General features: G+C 71.6%; 15 protein-coding genes. 8 read left to right on the top strand and 7 right to left on the bottom strand.

What is annotated here, in order from left to right:
- The first annotated feature begins 16 nt into the window (after positions 1-16).
- From ACFW3L_RS09710 to ACFW3L_RS09700, 3 genes are all read left to right on the top strand, one after another.
- Positions 17-961 carry an NUDIX domain-containing protein gene (locus tag ACFW3L_RS09710; RefSeq protein WP_378739041.1) on the top strand — a complete coding sequence of 315 codons (945 nt, stop codon included), beginning with the start codon at positions 17-19 and terminating at the stop codon, positions 959-961.
- A gap of 56 nt (positions 962-1017) precedes the next feature.
- Positions 1018-1461 carry an SRPBCC family protein gene (locus ACFW3L_RS09705; RefSeq protein WP_378738355.1) on the top strand — a complete coding sequence of 148 codons (444 nt, stop codon included), beginning with the start codon at positions 1018-1020 and terminating at the stop codon, positions 1459-1461.
- 221 nt (positions 1462-1682) lie between these two features.
- Positions 1683-2414 carry a M50 family metallopeptidase gene (locus tag ACFW3L_RS09700; RefSeq protein WP_378739038.1) on the top strand — a complete coding sequence of 244 codons (732 nt, stop codon included), beginning with the start codon at positions 1683-1685 and terminating at the stop codon, positions 2412-2414.
- An 81-nt stretch (positions 2415-2495) separates the two neighbouring features.
- On the opposite strand, the gene ACFW3L_RS09695 is transcribed toward ACFW3L_RS09700, so the two are convergent.
- The 3 genes from ACFW3L_RS09695 to ACFW3L_RS09685 form a co-directional block, all read right to left on the bottom strand.
- Complete coding sequence (locus tag ACFW3L_RS09695) at positions 2496-2852, bottom strand: STAS domain-containing protein (protein ID WP_378738353.1); 357 nt, start codon at positions 2850-2852, stop codon at positions 2496-2498.
- 591 nt (positions 2853-3443) lie between these two features.
- Complete coding sequence (locus ACFW3L_RS09690) at positions 3444-5756, bottom strand: hypothetical protein (RefSeq protein ID WP_378738351.1); 2313 nt, start codon at positions 5754-5756, stop codon at positions 3444-3446.
- A gap of 182 nt (positions 5757-5938) precedes the next feature.
- Positions 5939-7033, bottom strand: a complete 1095-nt coding sequence (locus ACFW3L_RS09685; protein WP_378738349.1) for a CaiB/BaiF CoA transferase family protein — start codon at positions 7031-7033, stop codon at positions 5939-5941.
- Positions 7034-7457: 424 nt separating this feature from the next.
- On the opposite strand from ACFW3L_RS09685, the gene ACFW3L_RS09680 reads away from it, so the two are divergent.
- Positions 7458-8546 (top strand): ubiquitin-like domain-containing protein, encoded by a 1089-nt coding sequence (locus ACFW3L_RS09680; protein ID WP_378738347.1) that lies wholly within the window; start codon positions 7458-7460, stop codon positions 8544-8546.
- Positions 8547-8683: 137 nt separating this feature from the next.
- Positions 8684-9568 (top strand): 16S rRNA (adenine(1518)-N(6)/adenine(1519)-N(6))-dimethyltransferase RsmA, encoded by an 885-nt coding sequence (gene rsmA, locus ACFW3L_RS09675; protein WP_378739036.1) that lies wholly within the window; start codon positions 8684-8686, stop codon positions 9566-9568.
- Between the two features lie 227 nt (positions 9569-9795).
- On the opposite strand, the gene ACFW3L_RS09670 is transcribed toward rsmA, so the two are convergent.
- Both ACFW3L_RS09670 and ACFW3L_RS09665 read right to left on the bottom strand, forming a co-directional pair.
- On the bottom strand, positions 9796-10029 hold the full coding sequence (locus tag ACFW3L_RS09670; protein WP_378738345.1) for a hypothetical protein: 234 nt from the start codon (positions 10027-10029) through the stop codon (positions 9796-9798).
- On the bottom strand, positions 10010-11581 hold the full coding sequence (locus tag ACFW3L_RS09665; protein ID WP_378738343.1) for a PspC domain-containing protein: 1572 nt from the start codon (positions 11579-11581) through the stop codon (positions 10010-10012). Before ACFW3L_RS09665 ends, ACFW3L_RS09670 begins: the two co-directional genes overlap by 20 nt.
- Positions 11582-11804: 223 nt before the next feature.
- On the opposite strand from ACFW3L_RS09665, the gene ACFW3L_RS09660 reads away from it, so the two are divergent.
- Entirely contained in the window at positions 11805-13010 is a 1206-nt protein-coding gene (locus ACFW3L_RS09660; RefSeq protein ID WP_378738341.1) for a PspC domain-containing protein, read from the top strand.
- 118 nt (positions 13011-13128) lie between these two features.
- Complete coding sequence (locus ACFW3L_RS09655) at positions 13129-13800, top strand: response regulator (protein ID WP_378738339.1); 672 nt, start codon at positions 13129-13131, stop codon at positions 13798-13800.
- A gap of 81 nt (positions 13801-13881) precedes the next feature.
- Here ACFW3L_RS09655 and ACFW3L_RS09650 read toward each other — a convergent pair whose 3' ends face one another.
- Positions 13882-14811, bottom strand: a complete 930-nt coding sequence (locus ACFW3L_RS09650; RefSeq protein WP_378739034.1) for a nucleoside hydrolase — start codon at positions 14809-14811, stop codon at positions 13882-13884.
- Positions 14812-15127: 316 nt separating this feature from the next.
- Between ACFW3L_RS09650 and pcrA the strand changes: the two genes are divergently transcribed.
- A complete protein-coding gene (gene pcrA, locus ACFW3L_RS09645; protein ID WP_378738337.1) occupies positions 15128-17452 on the top strand; it encodes a DNA helicase PcrA in 2325 nt (774 codons plus the stop codon).
- A gap of 330 nt (positions 17453-17782) precedes the next feature.
- Here pcrA and ACFW3L_RS09640 read toward each other — a convergent pair.
- Positions 17783-18013, bottom strand: a 231-nt coding sequence (locus tag ACFW3L_RS09640; protein ID WP_378738335.1) for a hypothetical protein, incomplete at its 5' end; no start/stop codon positions are given.

Genomic DNA, 18013 nt, shown 5'->3' with positions numbered 1-18013 from the left:
CGACCCCGAGATCCGCATGACCAGCGCCTTCCCTCCGCGCGACACCGCGGTGGGCGGCTACCTGGAGCCCATCCGCGCGGGTGGGGCCGTGCTCTGGCGCGACGGCCCCGCCGGCCGGGAGGTCGTCCTCATCCGGCGCCCGGACCGGGGCGACTGGACCCTGCCCAAGGGCAAGCTCAAGAACGGCGAGCACCCCATCATCGGCGCCGTCCGCGAGGTCGAGGAGGAGACCGGCCTGACCCCCGTCATGGGGCGCCGCCTCCCGCCGCAGCGCTACCTCAAGGACGGCTGGCCCAAGCAGGTCGAGTGGTGGGCGGCCACCCCGGCGCAGCCGGGCGGGGTGATCGACTACGAACCCAACGAGGAGGTGGAGACGGTCGAGTGGGTCGCCGTCGAGGAGGCCCGCACCCGCCTCACCTACGACCACGACGTCCAGGTGATCGACAACTTCCGGGTCGGGCCCGCCCGGACCTTCCCGGTCATCCTGCTGCGCCACCTGTCGGCGGGGGAGAAGCGCTCCTGGAACGACAGCGACCTGCTGCGACCGCTCGACGCGACCGGCCGCGCCGACGCCCTGGCCCTGCCCCGGGTGCTCGGCGCCTACGGGAGCCTGCGCGCGGTGTCCTCGTCGGCGGCCCGCTGCACGGAGTCCCTGCTCCCGCTGACGGTCGAGTGCGACGTCCCCCTGAGGACCGAGCGCGCCCTCACGGTGGGGAGCGAGGTCGGGGGATACGACGTGGAGGAGGCCCGGGAGGTCATCGGGCGCGTCCTGGACGAGCGACGGCCGACGGTCGTGTGCACCCACGGTGAACTGGTCCCGCACCTGCTCACCGAGGCCCTGACCCGGCTGGGCGCGCCACTGTCGCAGCAGCGCGGCCTGCGCAAGGGCTCGTTCTGGGTGGTGCACGTCTCCTCGGAGGGGGAGCTGGCCGGGGTCGAGCGGCACGAGGTGCGCGAGTGAACCCCGCCCGACAGCCCCGGTGGGGGAGTGGTCCGCGACGGTGACATGATTCCGTCATGCCCAAACACATGGTGGCCCGGAGCGTCGTCGTCGACGCCCCGGCCAAGCGGATCTTCGACCTCGTCGCCACACCGTCCCAGCACGCCGTGATCGACGGTTCCGGCACCGTCCAGGGCGCGCAGCACGGCCCGGAGCGGCTGGAACTGGGCTCCGAGTTCGGCATGGACATGAAGATGCTCGGCCTCCCCTACCGGATGACCAACCGCGTGGTGGAGTTCGAGGAGGGGCGGCTCATCGCCTGGAAGCACGTGGGCTCGCACCGCTGGCGCTACGAGCTCCGCGAACTGCCCGAGGGCGGGACCCTCGTCACCGAGACCTTCGACTACTCGCGGGGCCAGACCGCCTTCCACGTCCTGAGCGGATCCCCCGCGCGCAACGCCAGGGGGATCGTCCGGACTCTGGAGCGGCTGAAGGCGGTGGCCGAGGCCGAGGAGGTCTGACGGCGGTCGCCCCCCGGGCCGGTCCGGCCGTTCGAGCAGTTCACCGAAGCCCGGACCGGCACCCCGTTTCGGTCCGGCCGGTGCTCGACCGACACACACGGCACTCTCCGAAATGCCCTAAAGTTCGGCAAGGGCCGCGTTCCCCCGCGCCTCCCAGCCGCCGCGGCGCCGGGTGAGCGGGCCCGCTGACAGGAGTTCCGGTGGCGGGCGCGCACCGGTCGATGCGGGAAGTCGGGAGACCAGTGGTGGGAACGAGCTTGGGCGACGTGTGGCAGGACGTGGTGACCGGCCAGCCCGATCCGGAACAGTGGATCATCGTCACGGCCGCCGTGGTGGCTTTGGCGGCCGTGCTGCTGGGCCCGCCCTGGCGCGTGGCCCGTAACGTCGTCACCATCGCCCACGAGGGCGGGCACGCGCTCGTGGCCCTGCTCAGCGGACGTCAGCTGACCGGGATCCGGCTGCACTCGGACACGTCCGGGGTGACGGTCTCCCGGGGCAGGCCCACCGGCATCGGCATGATCCTCACGGTCTTCGCGGGCTACGTCGCCCCGAGCGTGATCGGCCTGCTCGGCATCATGATGCTGAAGGCGGGCTACATCACCGCGCTGCTGTGGCTGAGCATCGTCGTGCTCGCCGCCATGCTGCTCATGATCCGCAACTTCTACGGCGTGCTGTCGATCGTCGTCACCGGAGCGGTGGTCTTCGGCGTCAGCTGGTTCACCCCGGACGAGGTCCAGGGGGCCTTCGCCTACCTGTTCATCTGGTTCCTGCTGTTCGCCGGGGTGCGCCCGGTCATCGAGCTCCAGTCGCAGCGCGTGCGCAACCCCTCCCCGCACTCCGACGCGGACCAGCTGGCCCGGCTCACCGGACTGCCGGGCACCCTGTGGGTCGGAGTGTTCCTGCTGGTGAACGTCGCCGTCACCCTTCTGGGCGTGTGGCTGCTGTTCTTCTGACCGGAGGACACCGGCCCCACACACGAAGACAGGCCCCGCGTCCTGACGCGGGGCCTTCGTGGTGCCCGGAGGCGGGTGCGGCTACTGGGCGGTCTGCGGGGCGCTGAGCGCCAGGGCGACCGAGGCGAACACCGGGATACGGGTGTCCAGCGAGGTGACGCGCAGGGTCTGCATGACGCGCGGCACCGGAGCGGCGATCACCAGGAGGGCCTGCTGTTCCTTGGCGGCCTTGTGAGCGCGGATCAGCACGCGCAGCCCACTGGAGTCGATGAACCGCAGGTCGGCGCAGTCCAGCACGACGCGACCGAAGGGCTGCGTGGTCAGCGCCTCCGTGACCGCCTCCTGGAAGCGGTTCTCGGTGGCCATGTCGATCTCCCCGTCCAGGGCCAGGACTCGTCCGGCCTCGTGGAGGGTGGAGGAAATGATCAGGTCGGGCATGGCGACTCCGGCGTACTCGGGCCGTGCCCCACGGGTCGTCGAGGCAGGCCGCGCGTCTCCCCACCGGGGACGTGCGGTGACCGGTGCGATGGTTGCGTTACCGCGTGAGCCAAGCTGATGGTTCATCAAGTTCCTTGCGTGGTGCCCCGGGCTGCGAACCGGGGAGGAAACGCCTTTCTCGCCTGGTTTGCTCGGAAAAGCACGGCATCCCTACAACGCCTGGCCTGGGCCAGGCGTTCCTGGTGCCGTGTGTCATCGGTGTGACTTGCGTCGTGCGACGAGGGCGCGGTTCATGGTGTCCCCGTGCTCGGCCATCCTGCGGGAGCCGGCGGCCGGGCCGGGCCCTCCGCCAGTGAGAACCCGCCCGCGACGGCGGGCATTCCCCGGTGGGCCGCGGCGGGGACCGTGGCTGGGCCGGTGGTCCCCGGCGGACCCGACTCCTCCCGGCGCGCCGTCAGGGCGCTGGGACGCGTTGGCGTCGGGGCCGTCCAACCTCGGACTTTACCACAGGGCCGTGGCCGTTTCGTGACGGGAGCGACGCCAGGTCGTGCCCCCGCCGGTTGACCGCTACTCGGATTCCTGGTGTATGGGTCACGCCTTGGGGACGTAGGAGGTCTCCCTCGGGACCTCCGCGGGCTCCCGCTCCCGCTGCTGGAGCGCCCACACACACGCGGACAGCGTGAGCGGGACCGCCACGGTCAGCGCCAGCGCGGGGATGGCCACGCCGGAGTCGTTGGCCGCGAAGCCCACCAGGGCCGTCACCAGGGAACCCGTCAGACCGGCCCGGAGCGTCGGGGCGTACTCGTAGGCCCGCTGGAGCGCGCCGATCCGCCACTTCCCCGGCCGGTTGAGGACGGCGAACAGGAAGACCAGGGCCCCGGCGGCCAACAGGGTGAGGTGCCAGTTGCCAAGGGTGCCCAGCATGGCTCCCAGCTTGCGGGCCAGCACCGTCCCTGCGTCCCCGTTCAGCACCTGCTCCGCGAACGCGCCGAAGTGGCTGCGGTCCTCCACCGGCCGCAGGTAGTCCATCCAGGCGAGCAGGGAGATCGAGGTGACCGAGACCGCGCCCACCGCCGCCAGGCGCAGGGCGGTGATCCGCACCCCGGCGATCATCATCGTCGTCACCGCGAGGCCGGGGATCAGCGCGATCACGCCGCCGAAGTCCGTGCCCAGCCCCGGCCAGCCGATGATCAGCACCGAGGCGGTACCCACCAGCAGGGTCGTGACCACTGCGGCGCGCCGCCTGCCCCGCGATATCAGCGAGTGGGAGATGCCCGCGACCGCCATCAGCATGCCGGTCGCGAAGGTCGCGAAGGCGATGTTCCCTATCCCGTAGAAACGCCCCGCCACGATCGGTGAGTACCCGGTGGGCGAGTTCATCTGGAGGTGGGCGCCGAAGCAGAGGTCGAGGAAGAGCACGAGGGTGGTCGCGCCCGCCACCACCGTCATCGGTCCGAGGATCGTCCGGCGCCACGGTCCTGCCACCGCCAGCGCCACGACCAGGGCGTCCACGGCCAGAACCGAGGCCAGCAGCGCCAGCGGCGGGAGCTGCGTCGCCCACCACGGGATGAGGTTGGCCAGGTAGCTCGCCACGGGGAAGGCCGCGCCCGCCAGGGCCACGACCCGGGTCACCGACAGCACCACGGCCCGCTTGCCGCGCTCGCCCCAGGAGTACCGGTGCATGGCGTAGGCCGCCGCCGCGTAGATGAGCAGCTGGATGGCGACCAGCCCGCTGAAGAAGCCGGGGATCGCCGCGCCGACCACCACGGCGGCGGTGTTGAAGTCCACCAGGCGGACCACCGCCTCCTCCACGGGCTGGGGGCGGTCGGCGGTCTGCCACACCCGTCCGCCGGTGGGCACACCCGCGTCCAACCCCAGTTCGGCCAGCACCGTCACGGTGGTGTCGGTCAGAGCCACCAGCCCGGGGCGACGCGTCGACTCCGAGGCCAGGTAGGAGGCGGGACCGACCAGTCCCTGGTCGGTCACCTCCCCGGTGAGGGCGACGGTCAGCTGTGAGGGCCCGGTGTCCATGGAGACCCCGACCACCATCAGGGTGGCGCCGCCGGGCAGGTTCCCGATCAGAGCCGAGAGCCGAGAGTCGAGGGTCTCCAGGGTGTCCTCGCGGACCTGCTCGGGAACGTCCTCCGGGTTGGCCTCCTGCGGCTCGTCCCCGTCCTCGGAGTCGGCCGGGTAGAGGCTGGTGAGCTCGGGCAGCTCCACGGCCGCGAGGGAGACGCCACTCAGGCGCTCCTGGGAGAGGTCCCGCGCCGAGTCGACGTAGTGGTCCACCCGGCCCGACTCGTCGGCGGCGCCCAGGGCGGCCCCCGGCCCGGCGGCCAGGGTGAGACCGCCCTGGCCGCGCACGGTCTGCCCGAGCAGGCCCACGGGGGCGGCGAACACCGACCGCGCGTTCTGCTCCGCGAAGTCCCGGAACCCCGGGACGGTCGCGCCCGAACCGTCCACCACCGGCTCCGGCGCGGGCTCGCACACGGTGAAGCGCTCCCGGTCGGACAGGGAGCGCTGCCCCGCCGAGACGGAGAGCCAGCCGTCCGTGGGGCAGGTCCGGGAGTTGGCGGTGCGAATGGACACGTTGCCGATCGCCCCGGCCTCGGCCAGTTCCCACAGCGTGGGCGTGTGCTCGGGGGTGACGTCCTCCCAGAGCAGCCCCGGCACGCCCACCAGCACGACCGGGCCGCCGGGCGGGCCGGCGCGGCCAGGGTCGAGTTCGGGTGAGCCCGCGGAGCTCGCGGCGGCGGGGGCCGTGCAGATCAGGGCCGCCACCACCAGCAGGAGGGCGTACAGGCGCCCGCCGGGGCGTCGGCCGGGGTGCCCAGGCCGTTCTCGGGCACGCCCTCCGGTTGCACACCGTTCCGAGCGCAGGCCGAGCCGTCGACTCGGTGACATGGCGGTCCCCCCGATCGCGATCACCTCACTGGTCGCCCACCCTAGTGATCACACGCCTCTGAGCGGGGAAAACGGCGATTCCGGTCAGGGGCTCCGGAAGGGGGGATCCGGGGAGGTTCCGGGGCCGCCGCGGGGCCCCGGGGCCAGCCGAGTGCCGGGGCGCGAGTCCCGGGCCACAGGGCTCAGGGGGTGAGGCCCCACTCCTTCAGGGTGGCGTCGGCGTCGGGCAGCGGGCGCCCCCGGGTGACCTCACCGGGGGTGCGGCCGAACCTCGGCGCGGGGCCGGCCACGACCCGGTCGCCCTCCCGCACGAGCGCGCCACGGGCCCGGACGTGCGGGTGGTCGGGGGCCTCCGCCAGCGACAGGATCGGCGCCACGCAGGCGTCGGTCCCCTCGAAGACCGCACCCCACTCGTCGCGGTCGCGCGTGCGCAGCACCTCCGCGAAGCGTGCCCGAAGCCGGGGCCACCCCTCGGTGTCCCACTGCTCGGGCAGCTCCTCGCCGTCCAGCCCCGTCCCCGCGAGGAACGCGGCGTAGAACTGCGGCTCGATGCAGGCCACGGACAGGTGGCGGCCGTCGGCGCACTCGTAGACGTCGTACCAGGGCGCCCCTGTGTCCAGGTAGTTGGTGCCGCGTTCGTCGGTCCACGAACCCCGCGCGCGGTCCTCGTGCACCATCGACATCAGCAGGGAGCTGCCGTCCACCATCGCCGCGTCCACGACCTGGCCGAGTCCGGAGCCCCGCCGCTCCAGGAGGGCCGCCAGTACACCGGTGACCGCGAACATGGTGCCGCCAGCGAAGTCACCGAGCAGGTTGATCGGGGGGACCGGAGGCCCGTCCGCGCGTCCGATGGAGTGCAGGGCGCCGTTCACGGACACGTAGTTCATGTCGTGCCCGGCGGTGTGCGCCAGCGGTCCCTCCTGGCCCCAGCCGGTGACGCGCGCGTACACCAGGCCCGGGTTCAGCTCCAGGCAGTCGTCGGGGCCCAGGCCCAGCCGTTCCATCACGCCGGGGCGGAAGCCCTCCAGGAGGACGTCGGCGCGGGAGACGAGCTCGCGGGCGCGGGCGATCCCCTCCTCGGACTTGAGGTCGGCGCCGAGCACGGCGCGGCCCTCGCTCATGTGCGGTCCGGTGGCGCCGGAGGTCATGGCCTCGGCGGCCCCGGGGCGGTCGATCCGGATGACGCTGGCCCCCATGTCGGCGAGGAGCATCCCGGCCATCGGCGCCGGTCCGATGCCGGTGAACTCGATGACGCGGATTCCGTTGAGGGGTCCCATGGTGGTGCCTCCGGGGCGTGGGTCGGGAGAGGTGACTGTGGGGCGGGTGGTGCGTGGAACGGTGGGGCCGGAACGACGGCTGACGGGAACGGTGGGTTACTAGAACGGCGTTCGGTTCATTGTGCAGGCTACGCCGCCCCGACGCCAGGCCGTCGCGCGGGGCGGGGCCGGGAAAAGGAATAGGAGGAAATGCGCGATTTGCAGGGTAATGGTTTTCGGGCCATACAAAAAATCCTTGCTCGCCTGGTGTTAATGTGACCGTGTTCGGCCCTCGAAGGCCCCTCCACCACCGAGGACTCCCACCGACCACCCCTTGAAGAAGGGCTCGGAAGTCATGCCCAGAGAATTCGGGAAGAACGGATCCCAGCGCCGTTCCCGCAGGCGTCGGCGCCCCAGGGCGTCCCTTGTCCTCCCCCTGCCGGCCATGGCGGGCGTCGTCGCGATCGTCCTGGTCCTGGCGGGCGGGGGCGCCGCCCTGGCTGTTGAGAAGACCGTCCTGCTCGACGCCGACGGGCGGGAGCACGAGGTCAGCACCTTCGGGGACAGCGTCCAGGACGTCCTCGACTCCGCCGGGATCGAACTCGGTGAACACGACGTGGTCGCACCCTCCCCGGACACCGAGGTGACCGGCGGCGACCACGTGGTCGTCCGCTCGCCCCGTGAGATCACCCTCGACCTCGACGGCCACGAAGTCAGCCACAGGGTGCACGCCGCCACCCTCGACGAGGCACTCCAGCAGATCGGCCTCGACCCCGAGGGCGTCGAACTCTCCCAGGAGCACGACACCCCGATCCCCGAGGGCGGCCTCACGGTGACCGCCGAACGCGCGCCCCGCATGGTCGTCATGTACGACACCGTCCGCTCCGAGACCCGCACCACCGGCGCGACCGTCGCGGACGTCCTCAGCGCCGCCGGAGTCGAGACCGGTGAGCACGACATCGTCTCCCCGGAACCGGACGAGCCAGCCGAACCCGACATGGTGGTGCGCGTCCTGCCCGCCCTCGGTGAACCCGGGACCGAGGAGGTGGTGATCGAGGCCGAGACGGTCGAACGCGAGAACCCCGACCTCCCCGAGGGCGAACGCGAGGTCGTCACCGAGCCCGAGGACGGGCTCAAGGAGGTCACCACCCTCCGCGTCCTGCGCCACGGTGAGGAGGTCGACCACGAACTCTCCGAGAAGGTCGTCACCGAACCCGTCGAGGGGCTCGTGGAGATCGGCACCAGGGTCGAGGAGGACGATCCCGGCGAGGCGAGCGGTGCGGCGGGCGCCCTCAACTGGGCCGGACTGGCCCAGTGCGAGTCCGGAGGCGACGCCTCCGCCGTGAACTCGGCGGGCGGCTACTACGGGCTCTACCAGTTCAGCCCGAGCACCTGGTCCTCGGTCGGCGGCACCGGACTGCCCTCCGACGCCAGCGCCGCCGAACAGACCCAGCGCGCCCAGCAGCTCTACGACTCCGTCGGAGGGAACTGGCAGAGCCAGTGGCCGCACTGCGGCGTCCACCTCTTCGAGTGACCGGAGCCATCGGCCCGACCCGCTGCCCGACCCGCCACCCGATCCGACGGCGCGACGCGGCTGGTCCGGCCGGTGGTGCGAGGGGGCGTCCGACCGTACTCGGTGTGGATGAGCGGGTGGGCGGCGGCTGGCAAGATGTGTGGGTGACACAGACACCCGAACCCGACCCCGCCGACCGTTCCCGCCTGCTCACCCCCGCCGACGTGCGGGCCCTCGCTGAGCGGTTCGGTATCCGGCCCACCAAGACCCTGGGCCAGAACTTCGTCATCGACCACGGCACCGTCCGCCGGATCGTCCGCGTCGCGGGCGTCGGCGCCGACGACGTGGTCGTCGAGGTGGGACCCGGACTCGGCTCGCTCACCCTCGCCCTGCTCCCGCACGTACGCCGGGTCACCGCGATCGAGATCGACCCGGCACTGGCCGAGGCGCTGCCCGGCACCGTCGCGGACCACGCGCCCGACCTCGTCGACCGGCTCACGGTGGTCCCCGGCGACGCCATGCGCGTCACCGAACTGCCCGGCCCGGCGCCCACCGCGCTCGTGGCCAACCTGCCCTACAACGTCTCCGTGCCGGTCCTGCTGCACCTGCTCGAACTCCTGCCGAGCCTGGAGCGGGTGCTGGTCATGGTGCAGGCCGAGGTCGCGGACCGGATCACCGCGACCCCGGGCGGCCGCATCTACGGGGTGCCCTCCGCGAAGGTCGCCTGGTACGCCAGCGCACGCCGGGCCGGAGCTGTCGGTCGGAACGTCTTCTGGCCCGCGCCCAACGTCGACTCCGGTCTGGTGGAACTGGTCCGCCGCCCGGAGCCCAGCACGAAGGCCCCGCGCAGGGAGGTCTTCAAGGTGATCGACGCGGCCTTCGCCCAGCGCCGCAAGACCCTGCGCGCCGCCCTGTCCGGCTGGGCGGGATCGGCCCCCGCGGCCGAGGCAGCGCTCCGGGCCGCCGGGGTGCAGCCGAGCGCACGCGGGGAGTCCCTCGGCATCGAGGAGTTCGCCGCGATCGCCGAGCACCGCCCCGAGTAGCGGCGGCCGTCCGACCACCACCCACCGACCACGGACCGACGGATCACCGGGAACCGGAACCCGGCGATCCGCCCCCGGGGTTTCGGTCAGGGCTTCGGGGCCGGGAGCACCGGTCGCCCTCATTCACCCATCCGGTCGTCGGACGGTCGCCGGGCACGCGGAAGGGGCGCCCTCCGAGGAGGGCGCCCCTTCTCCGTGGTCACGCGTCCCGCTCCCTCGGGGGCGGATCAGCCCTGGTCCGAAGGGGGATGCGTGGGCGGCAGCTCCTCCGACTCACGGGGGCGCGACCGGAACAGCGCCCGCGCCACCGCCGCCACGCCCAGGCCCACCGCCAGCACCGGCAGCAGCCACATCACGTTCGGCTCCCACTCACCGCTGCCGCGGACGGCGAACGCGACCGCGAGCCCCAGGAACAGCACTCCCGCGACGAGCGATCCCCAGTCAGTTCCCCGCTTGGTCATACCGCACCTCCACTGTCCCGGCCCTGCTGCTCGCGTGCACGTTGATGACCGGGAGCTCGTCCCGGCCAGCCCCGTCCCGACGCTCCGTCTCCTCGGCCGGTCCCGAGCTCCGCACGGGCTTCGACGGGTCGAAGGTCTCCTCGTGGGCGAGGCCCAGCCCGGCCACGAAGTCGCCGTCGGGGGCCACGCTCCCGACCCCGATCGCACCCGCCGTCACCTCCGACACCACGTGGACGCGGGCGTCCTCGGGGATCACCAGGACCAGGCTCCCCACGTCCACCCGGACCGCCACGTCCACGGACCCACCCGGGCCGAGCTCGGCGGGCAGGGCCGTGAGGTCCAGCGTCCCCGCACCCACGTTCAGCCACTGGTCGTCCGACCGCGCCTCAGCGACGGTCGTCGGCCGCCAGAGCTCGTCACCGATCCGTGTCCGGGTGACGTCGACCGAGGACACCAGGACCGCACCCAGAACGGCGAGCGCGCCGAGGACCATCAGACCCCGGGGGTTGCCCACCCAGGTCCCGACCAGCGCGTACAGACCGAACACCGCCACCACGGCGGCCATGAAGTAGACACCGAGCTCCGGCCCCACCAGCAGTTGCGCGGCGCTCGCCTCGGAGACGGGCGGACCGAGGTGCGGAGCGGCCACCGGCCACAGGACCGCCATGGCGACCACGGTCCACAGCGCGTGCGAGGCCAGAGGCGAGGAACGCGGCTTCGACCCGTGGCCGGTCCCGTCGCCACGGCAGCCGCCGTGGTGGCCCGCGCCCTTCGGCGCCTTCCCCCGCTCCTCGTCGTCCTCGTCCTCGTCCTCGTCAGCGTCGTCTTCGTCGTCGTCGGCGTCCAACGACGTGCGCTCGGACACCACCGCCAGGTCCACCGGGCCCTGCGGGGCCGAGGCCCACGGCTGGGCCGGGTTGTAGTAGGCGGGCACCGGCTGCGGCAGCGGTCCCGTGGGCGGCGGCTCCCGCGTGGCCAGGTCCGCACGCAGGCCGAGCATCGAGGACCGCAGGTCCACCCCCCGGTTCCTCGCGGTCAGCAACCCCAGCACCAGCGGGATCGCCAACACCAGCGTTCCCCAGCCGAACCCGCCCACCAGGCTGAGCGCGGTCGCCCCGGCCAGGCCGAGGGTCAGCAGTTTCAGCACCGCCCGCGGTGGAAAGCTTCGGTTCAGCAGTTGCTCGAAGGTCGCCGGACCGCCCTGGGGGTCCCGCATGAGCATCCACGCCGCGATGTACAGCAGCAACCCCGTGCCACCGGCGAACGCGGTGAGCACGAAGGCCGCGCGCCACACCACGGGGTCCACCCGCGTGTACGCGCCCAACCCGGCGCACACCCCGGCCAGGGCCTGACGCTGGTCGTCGCGGCGCAGCTCGGGGCCGGTCACCGGGTCGGGTGCGTCACCCCCCGGGCCGCTCTCCGTGGCGACGCCCTCGGAGGACCCGGCCCCGGTCCGCGCGGAGCCGTCCTCCGAGAAGCCGTGCCCGAAGGCCCCGCCCCCGAGGGGACCGCTCCCCGCCGACGCCCCGGTCGGCGTCTCTCCGTCAGACATGGACGCTCACCACACTTTCCTCATGGAACCATCGTGACCTCTGATGCGTCGCGAGGGGAATCCGGGACGACCCTGAACCCACCCTGACCGGAACACCAGGGCCGGGCCAGGGCCGCGCCCCCGATGTCCCACGAGGGTCACACAGGGCATGCTGGAACCGTCCACAACCACGCGCGCGTCAGGCCACGAGCGTCGCGCCACACACGAAAGCGGTGATCGGGCGGTGCCAACGACGGCCGTGGAGACCCCGCGGCTCACCCGCGCGGTCGACGGCAGACTCCTCGGCGGCGTCGCCTCCGGGCTGGCCCGGCACCTGGGGCTGGACCCGGTCGTGGTCCGCCTCGCCTTCATGGCGCTCGCCGTCGGCGGGATCGGCGTGGCCGTCTACGCGGCCCTGTACTTCCTCGTTCCCAAGGAGGAGGTCGGCGCCGACGGGACCGAACCTGCCGCGGACGCCCGGCGCAAGGGCCGTGACATCTCGCAGCTCATCGCCTACGTCGGGCTCGCCGCCGGACTCGGCCTCCTGTTCCTGGTGTTCGGCGGGGTCTTCGACCCGCTCCTGTGGTTCGTCATCTTCGGTGCCCTCGGGGCCACCATCCTGTGGCAGCAGGCCAACCCCGCGGAACGCAACGAGTGGATGAACAGCACGGTCAGCCGCACACGGCCCAAGAGCATCATGCGGACCACCGCCGGTGTCCTGCTCGTGGTGGTCGGCGTCATCGGCTTTCTGGTGTTCCAACAGCAGCTCCAGGAGGCCCGCGCGGGGCTGACCTTCGCGTTCACGCTCATCACCGGGATCGCGCTGATCGTCGCCCCCTGGATCATCGGGCTCATCCGGGAACGCGACTCCGAGCGCCGTGAGCGCATCCGCAACGCCGAACGCGCGGAACTCGCCGCGCACATCCACGACTCCGTCCTGCACACGCTCACCCTCATCCAGCGCCGCGCGGACGACCCCCGCGAGGTGCAGCGCCTGGCCCGCGTGCAGGAACGCGCCCTGCGCAGCTGGCTGTACCAGCGCCCCGCCGACGCGGAGACCACCGTCACACCGGGCCTGGAGCGGGTGGCCGCCGAGGTCGAGGAGGAGCACGGCGTGCCGATCGAGGTGGTGTGCGTCGGGGACGCGCCCATCGACGACGGCATCAGCGCGATGCTCCGCGCCGCCCGCGAGGCCATGGTCAACGCCTCCAAGTACGCCGGAACGGACACCATCTCGGTGTTCGGGGAGGTGGACGAGACGGAGGTCCTGGTGTTCGTGCGGGACCGGGGCGCAGGGTTCGACCTGGACGACATCCCCGAGGACCGCATGGGCGTGCGCGGGTCCATCGTCGGACGCATGGAGCGGCACGGGGGGACCGCGCGCATCCGTACCGAGCCCGGCGAGGGCACCGAGGTGCAGCTCCGCATGCCCCGCATCCCCGACATGTGACCCCGGGAGACGGTGCGGTGACCGCCCGGCGACGGGGCCGTGGCCGCTTCGGGTCAGGGACGGGCGAAGCGACGCGGGCCACTACCTCCCGGGTGACTTCGCTGGATAGGGTCCAGGTGTGGGAGAAGAGAGCACGAACTTCAGTGACGGAGACGCGGTTCCCCGCGTCGTGATCGTGGACGACCACCGGCTGTTCCGCAGCGGGGTGCGCGGAGAGCTCGGGGACGCCGTCAACGTCATCGGTGAGGCCGGGGACGTCGACAGCGCGGTGCACGTCATCGGGGAGACCCTGCCCGATCTCGTGCTCCTCGACGTGCACCTGCCCGGCGGCGGGGGAGTCGAGGTGTTGCGGCGGGTCCTGGCGAAGCACCCCCAGATCCGCTTCCTCGCCCTGTCGGTCTCCGACGCCGCCGAGGACGTCATCGGCGTGGTGCGCGGGGGCGCGCGCGGCTACGTCACCAAGACCATCTCCGGCAAGGACCTCGCCAACGCCATCGTGCGGGTCGCGGACGGCGACGCGGTGTTCTCGCCGCGCCTGGCGGGGTTCGTGCTGGACGCCTTCTCCGCGACGGACGCGCCCCCGGCCGACCCCGAGCTGGACCGCCTCACCCAGCGCGAACGCGAGGTCCTGCGGCACATCGCGCGCGGCTACGCGTACAAGGAGGTCGCCAAGGAGCTGTTCATCTCGGTCAAGACGGTCGAGACGCACGTCTCCTCGGTGCTGCGCAAGCTCCAACTGTCCAACCGGCACGAGCTCAGCCGCTGGGCCACGGCCCGCCGCCTGGTCTGAGCCCGCCCGGGGTCCGGTCACCGGCCCCGGTCGCCCGGCGACCGAGACCGGGGCGACCGGGGGCCGGCGACCGGAGAGCGCTCAGCGCAGCGAGTCGAGCATGCGGTCGAGGAACTCGTTCTCCCGCACCTCGGTGACCACCCGCGCGGCACGGCGCTCGTCGTTGCTCGGACGGAGTCGACGGTCGGCCACGGTCATCCCACGGGTCAGCCCGCCGGTCAGCTCCACCCGCACCGGAGCCTCGAAGGCCTCGGTCACCAGGTGCGGGTCGACCAGCACCGCCGCGGCCAGCGGGTCGTGCATCGCGCACTGGCGCACCCCGAAGATGCCCCGGTAGAACTCGGCGTAGAAGTCCAGGAACGCGGAGGTGTTCTGTGCCCGCGCGCCGGGCACCTCCTGGAGCCGGTCCAGCCACGCACCGGTGGCCACGGTCCTCATGGTGATGTCGAGCGCGATCAGGTCCAGGTCGAACCCGGCCGCGAACACCGCCTCGGCGGCCTCGGGGTCGTTGGCGATGTTGGCCTCGGCGTGCGAGGAGACGTTTCCGGGCACCTCCACGGCGCCGCCCATCACGACCAGGCGCCGCACCAGCTGGGGCAGGCGCGGCTCCAGACCGAGCGCCAGTGCCAGGTTGGTCAGCGGACCCACGGCCAGCACGTCGATCCGCCCGGGGTTCTCCCGCACCAGACGCACGAGGAGTTCGGCGGCGGACTCGGCCACCGGCTCACGCACGGGCTCCGGAAGCTTCACGTCGCCCAGGCCGTTCTCGCCGTGCACGTGCCCGGCCAGCCGCGGCTCCTGCACCAGCGGCCGGGAGGCACCCACGGCCACCGGAACGTCCGGGCGGCCGTACAGGTCGAGCAGGCGCAACGCGTTCAGCGCCGTCACCTCGACCGTGTTGTTGCCGAACACCGCGCCGACACCGACGATCTCCACCTCAGGCCGCGCGGCCAGGTAGGCGAGTGCGACGGCGTCGTCGATCCCCGGGTCACAGTCGACGAACACACGCATGGACTCCTGGTCAGCCAAGACCAATCTCCCCCCGAACAGGACATGGACCAGCCAGGCGGACGACCTGGTTGGTGTGGGGGCGTGACCGGAGGTTCCGTGGCCGGTCGTGCCTCACGGGAGGCACGCACGCGACCGGAGACATCCGCCGAAAACGCCTCCAACAGGGTAAGCCGCTGGCCGCACCGCATGTTGACGGCGGACCGCCCACGGGACGGGAGCGCGGGAAGAGGGGGGACGGACGGATGGGACGGGAGGGGAGGAGGGGCACCTCCCCGGGTGGACGGTCACGTCACCGGTCGGCCGTAACCTGGTAGGCGTGTCCTCCCAAGAACAGCTTCTCGAAGGTCTGAACGGTCCCCAGCGCGACGCGGTCACCCACGCGGGGGCGCCGCTCCTCATCGTGGCGGGTGCGGGATCGGGCAAGACCCGTGTCCTCACCCACCGCATCGCCCACCTCATGGCCGAACGCGGGGTACGCCCGGGGGAGATCCTCGCGATCACCTTCACCAACAAGGCCGCGGCCGAGATGAAGCAGCGCATCGAGGCCCTTCTCGGCACCCGCGCCGCCAACACCATGTGGACCATGACCTTCCACTCGGCGTGCGTGCGCATCCTGCGCAGGGAGGCGCACCGGCTCGGCTACCCGAGCAGCTTCACCATCTACGACGCCGCGGACTCCCAGCGCCTCATGCAGATGGTCTGCAAGGAGATGGACCTGGACCCCAAGCGGTTCCCGCCCAAGTCCTTCAGCTTCCAGGTGTCCAACCTCAAGAACGAGCTCGTCGACTACGACACGTACGCGGAGCAGGCCCAGACCGAGCAGGAGAAGAAGCTCGCGGAGGCCTACCAGCTCTACCAGCGCCGCCTGCTCGAGGCGGGCGCCATGGACTTCGACGACCTGATCATGATCACGGTCAACCTGTTCCAGATGTTCCCGGACGTGGCCGAGTACTACCGGCGCCGCTTCCGGCACGTCATGGTCGACGAGTACCAGGACACCAACCACGCGCAGTACGCGTTCGTCCGCGAACTCGTCGGCGCGGCGGAGGGCTCCGACACCAGCGCGGTCCCGCCCGCCGAACTCTGCGTGGTGGGCGACGCCGACCAGTCGATCTACGCCTTCCGGGGCGCGACCATCCGCAACATCCTGGAGTTCGAGCGCGACTTCCCTAACGCGCGGACCATCCTGCTGGAACAGAACTACCGCTCCACCCAGAACATCCTCTCCGCCGCCAACACGGTGATCGACCGGAACGAGGGCCGTCCGGCCAAGAACCTGTGGTCGGAGCAGGGCGAGGGCCCGATGATCACCGGATACGTCGCGGACAACGAGCACGACGAGGCGGCCTTCGTCGTCGGCGAGATCGACCGGCTGACCGACGAGGGCGTGGTCAAGCCGAGCCAGGTCGCGGTCTTCTACCGGACCAACGCGCAGTCCCGCGTCTTCGAGGACGTGTTCATCCGGACCGGGCTGCCGTACAAGATCGTCGGCGGTGTGCGCTTCTACGAGCGCAAGGAGATCCGCGACATCCTCGCCTACCTGCGGGTGCTGGCCAATCCCGAGGACACGGTGAGCCTGCGCCGCATCCTCAATGTGCCCAAACGCGGCATCGGCGCGCGGGCGGAGGAGTCCATCGAGCTCCTCGCCGCGCGGGAACGCGTCTCGTTCTCGAAGGCGCTGCGCCGCGTGGACGAGGCGCCGGGCCTGGCGACCCGTTCGGCCAAGGCGATCCGCAACTTCACCGCACTGTTGGACGAGCTCGCGGAGGTCGTCCCGGGCAGCACCCCGGCGGAGATCGTCGAGGCTGTGCTCAGCAAGACGGGCTACCTGTCGGAACTGGCGGAGTCCAAGGACCTCCAGGACGAGAGCCGGGTGGAGAACCTGGAGGAGTTCGTCGACGTCGCCCGGGAGTTCGAGCACACCTTCGCCGCGCTCATCGAGGACGAGGCGGAGCTGGAGGGCGAGGAGAACCAGGGCATCGACCCGGGCGAACCGACCCTGGTCGACTTCCTGGAGCGCATCTCCCTGGTCGCTGACACCGACCAGATCCCCGACGAGGACGACGACGGCGGGGTGGTCACCCTGATGACCCTGCACGCGGCGAAGGGGCTGGAGTTCCCGGCCGTCTTCCTCACCGGTATGGAGGACGGGGTCTTTCCGCACACGCGAACGCTGGGGGACAAGACCGAGCTGGAGGAGGAGCGGCGCCTGGCGTACGTGGGCATCACGCGCGCCGAGCAGCGGCTGTACGTCAGCCGCGCGGCCGTGCGCAGCGCCTGGGGGACGCCCTCCTACAACCCGGCGTCCCGGTTCCTGGACGAGATCCCGTCGGCACTGGTCGACTGGCGGCGTGCGGAGTCGACGCTCTCCGCCCCGCCCAGCCGCACGATCGGAGGCCGCTCCGGGGGAGGCTTCGGTGGCGGGGGCGGTTTCGGAAGCCCCTTCGGAAGTGGGAGGAAGGCCGTCAAGGAGGCGCCCACGCTCAGTGTGGGAGACCTGGTCAACCACGACTCCTTCGGGATGGGTCGGGTGCAGTTGGTCGACGGCGCCGGGGACAAGACCAAGGCCCGCATCGACTTCGGCGCTGACATCGGGGAGAAGGACTTCCTGGTCAAGTACGCCCCGATCGAGAAGCTCTAGGCGGTCGGGTCCCCCATGGGGGCTCAGGGGGACGTCATCCCCTGGGCCCCGGGTGGACGGGGCTTCGGGGCCGGGACCGGTCGGCTCCACGGCGATGTAGGCCAGGACACCGAAGAGTTTTCGGAAACCTGTCACGAGCACTCCACCCCAGCGGTACAGTTGGTCAAGACCGAGCGAGACGAACGCGGACAACACTGCGGGCGGGCCGGTCCACCTCCTCCGAAACACACTGGTTCGAGCAGTCGCTCGGGGCATGTAGGCTCGGGGAGTTGCTTCGAAAGCCCAGCGGAAACGTGAAGCGGAAGAAGCACCGGGAATTCTTTCTCCGGATCAGGTTTGAAAGCGAAAACGCCGATTTGGCGGGGCGCGGAACACCTGATAAAGTAAAGACACAACACAGCGTAGAAGCCGCTCACGCGGTGGAAACGCAGAGGCCTTCTCCGGAAGAGCAGACGGAACCTGAGGTTCTGGCGCTTGTACGGGAAGAGCGATTGTTTCTTGAGAACTCAACAGCGCGTGTTTGATTTTCTTTAAGCCATGTTTGTTTTGGCCCCGACGCAC

Origin of the sequence: Nocardiopsis sp. NPDC058789, assembly GCF_042745575.1 — a bacterium.
Classification (GTDB): Bacteria; Actinomycetota; Actinomycetes; order Streptosporangiales; family Streptosporangiaceae; genus Nocardiopsis; species Nocardiopsis eucommiae.
The sequence above is the reverse complement of the archived record's forward strand: the minus strand, read 5'-3'. Positions and strand labels throughout refer to the sequence as shown.

Excerpts from the sequence above, each read along its gene's own strand:
- ACFW3L_RS09710 (WP_378739041.1), top strand. The coding sequence starts at position 17 with ATGACCAGCGCCTTCCCTCCGCGCGACACCGCGGTGGGCGGCTACCTG.
- ACFW3L_RS09705 (WP_378738355.1), top strand. The coding sequence starts at position 1,018 with ATGCCCAAACACATGGTGGCCCGGAGCGTCGTCGTCGACGCCCCGGCC.
- ACFW3L_RS09700 (WP_378739038.1), top strand. The coding sequence starts at position 1,683 with ATGCGGGAAGTCGGGAGACCAGTGGTGGGAACGAGCTTGGGCGACGTG.
- ACFW3L_RS09695 (WP_378738353.1), bottom strand. The coding sequence starts at position 2,852 with ATGCCCGACCTGATCATTTCCTCCACCCTCCACGAGGCCGGACGAGTC.
- ACFW3L_RS09690 (WP_378738351.1), bottom strand. The coding sequence starts at position 5,756 with ATGTCACCGAGTCGACGGCTCGGCCTGCGCTCGGAACGGTGTGCAACC.
- ACFW3L_RS09685 (WP_378738349.1), bottom strand. The coding sequence starts at position 7,033 with ATGGGACCCCTCAACGGAATCCGCGTCATCGAGTTCACCGGCATCGGA.
- ACFW3L_RS09680 (WP_378738347.1), top strand. The coding sequence starts at position 7,458 with ATGGCGGGCGTCGTCGCGATCGTCCTGGTCCTGGCGGGCGGGGGCGCC.
- ACFW3L_RS09670 (WP_378738345.1), bottom strand. The coding sequence starts at position 10,029 with ATGACCAAGCGGGGAACTGACTGGGGATCGCTCGTCGCGGGAGTGCTG.
- ACFW3L_RS09665 (WP_378738343.1), bottom strand. The coding sequence starts at position 11,581 with ATGTCTGACGGAGAGACGCCGACCGGGGCGTCGGCGGGGAGCGGTCCC.
- ACFW3L_RS09650 (WP_378739034.1), bottom strand. The coding sequence starts at position 14,811 with ATGCGTGTGTTCGTCGACTGTGACCCGGGGATCGACGACGCCGTCGCA.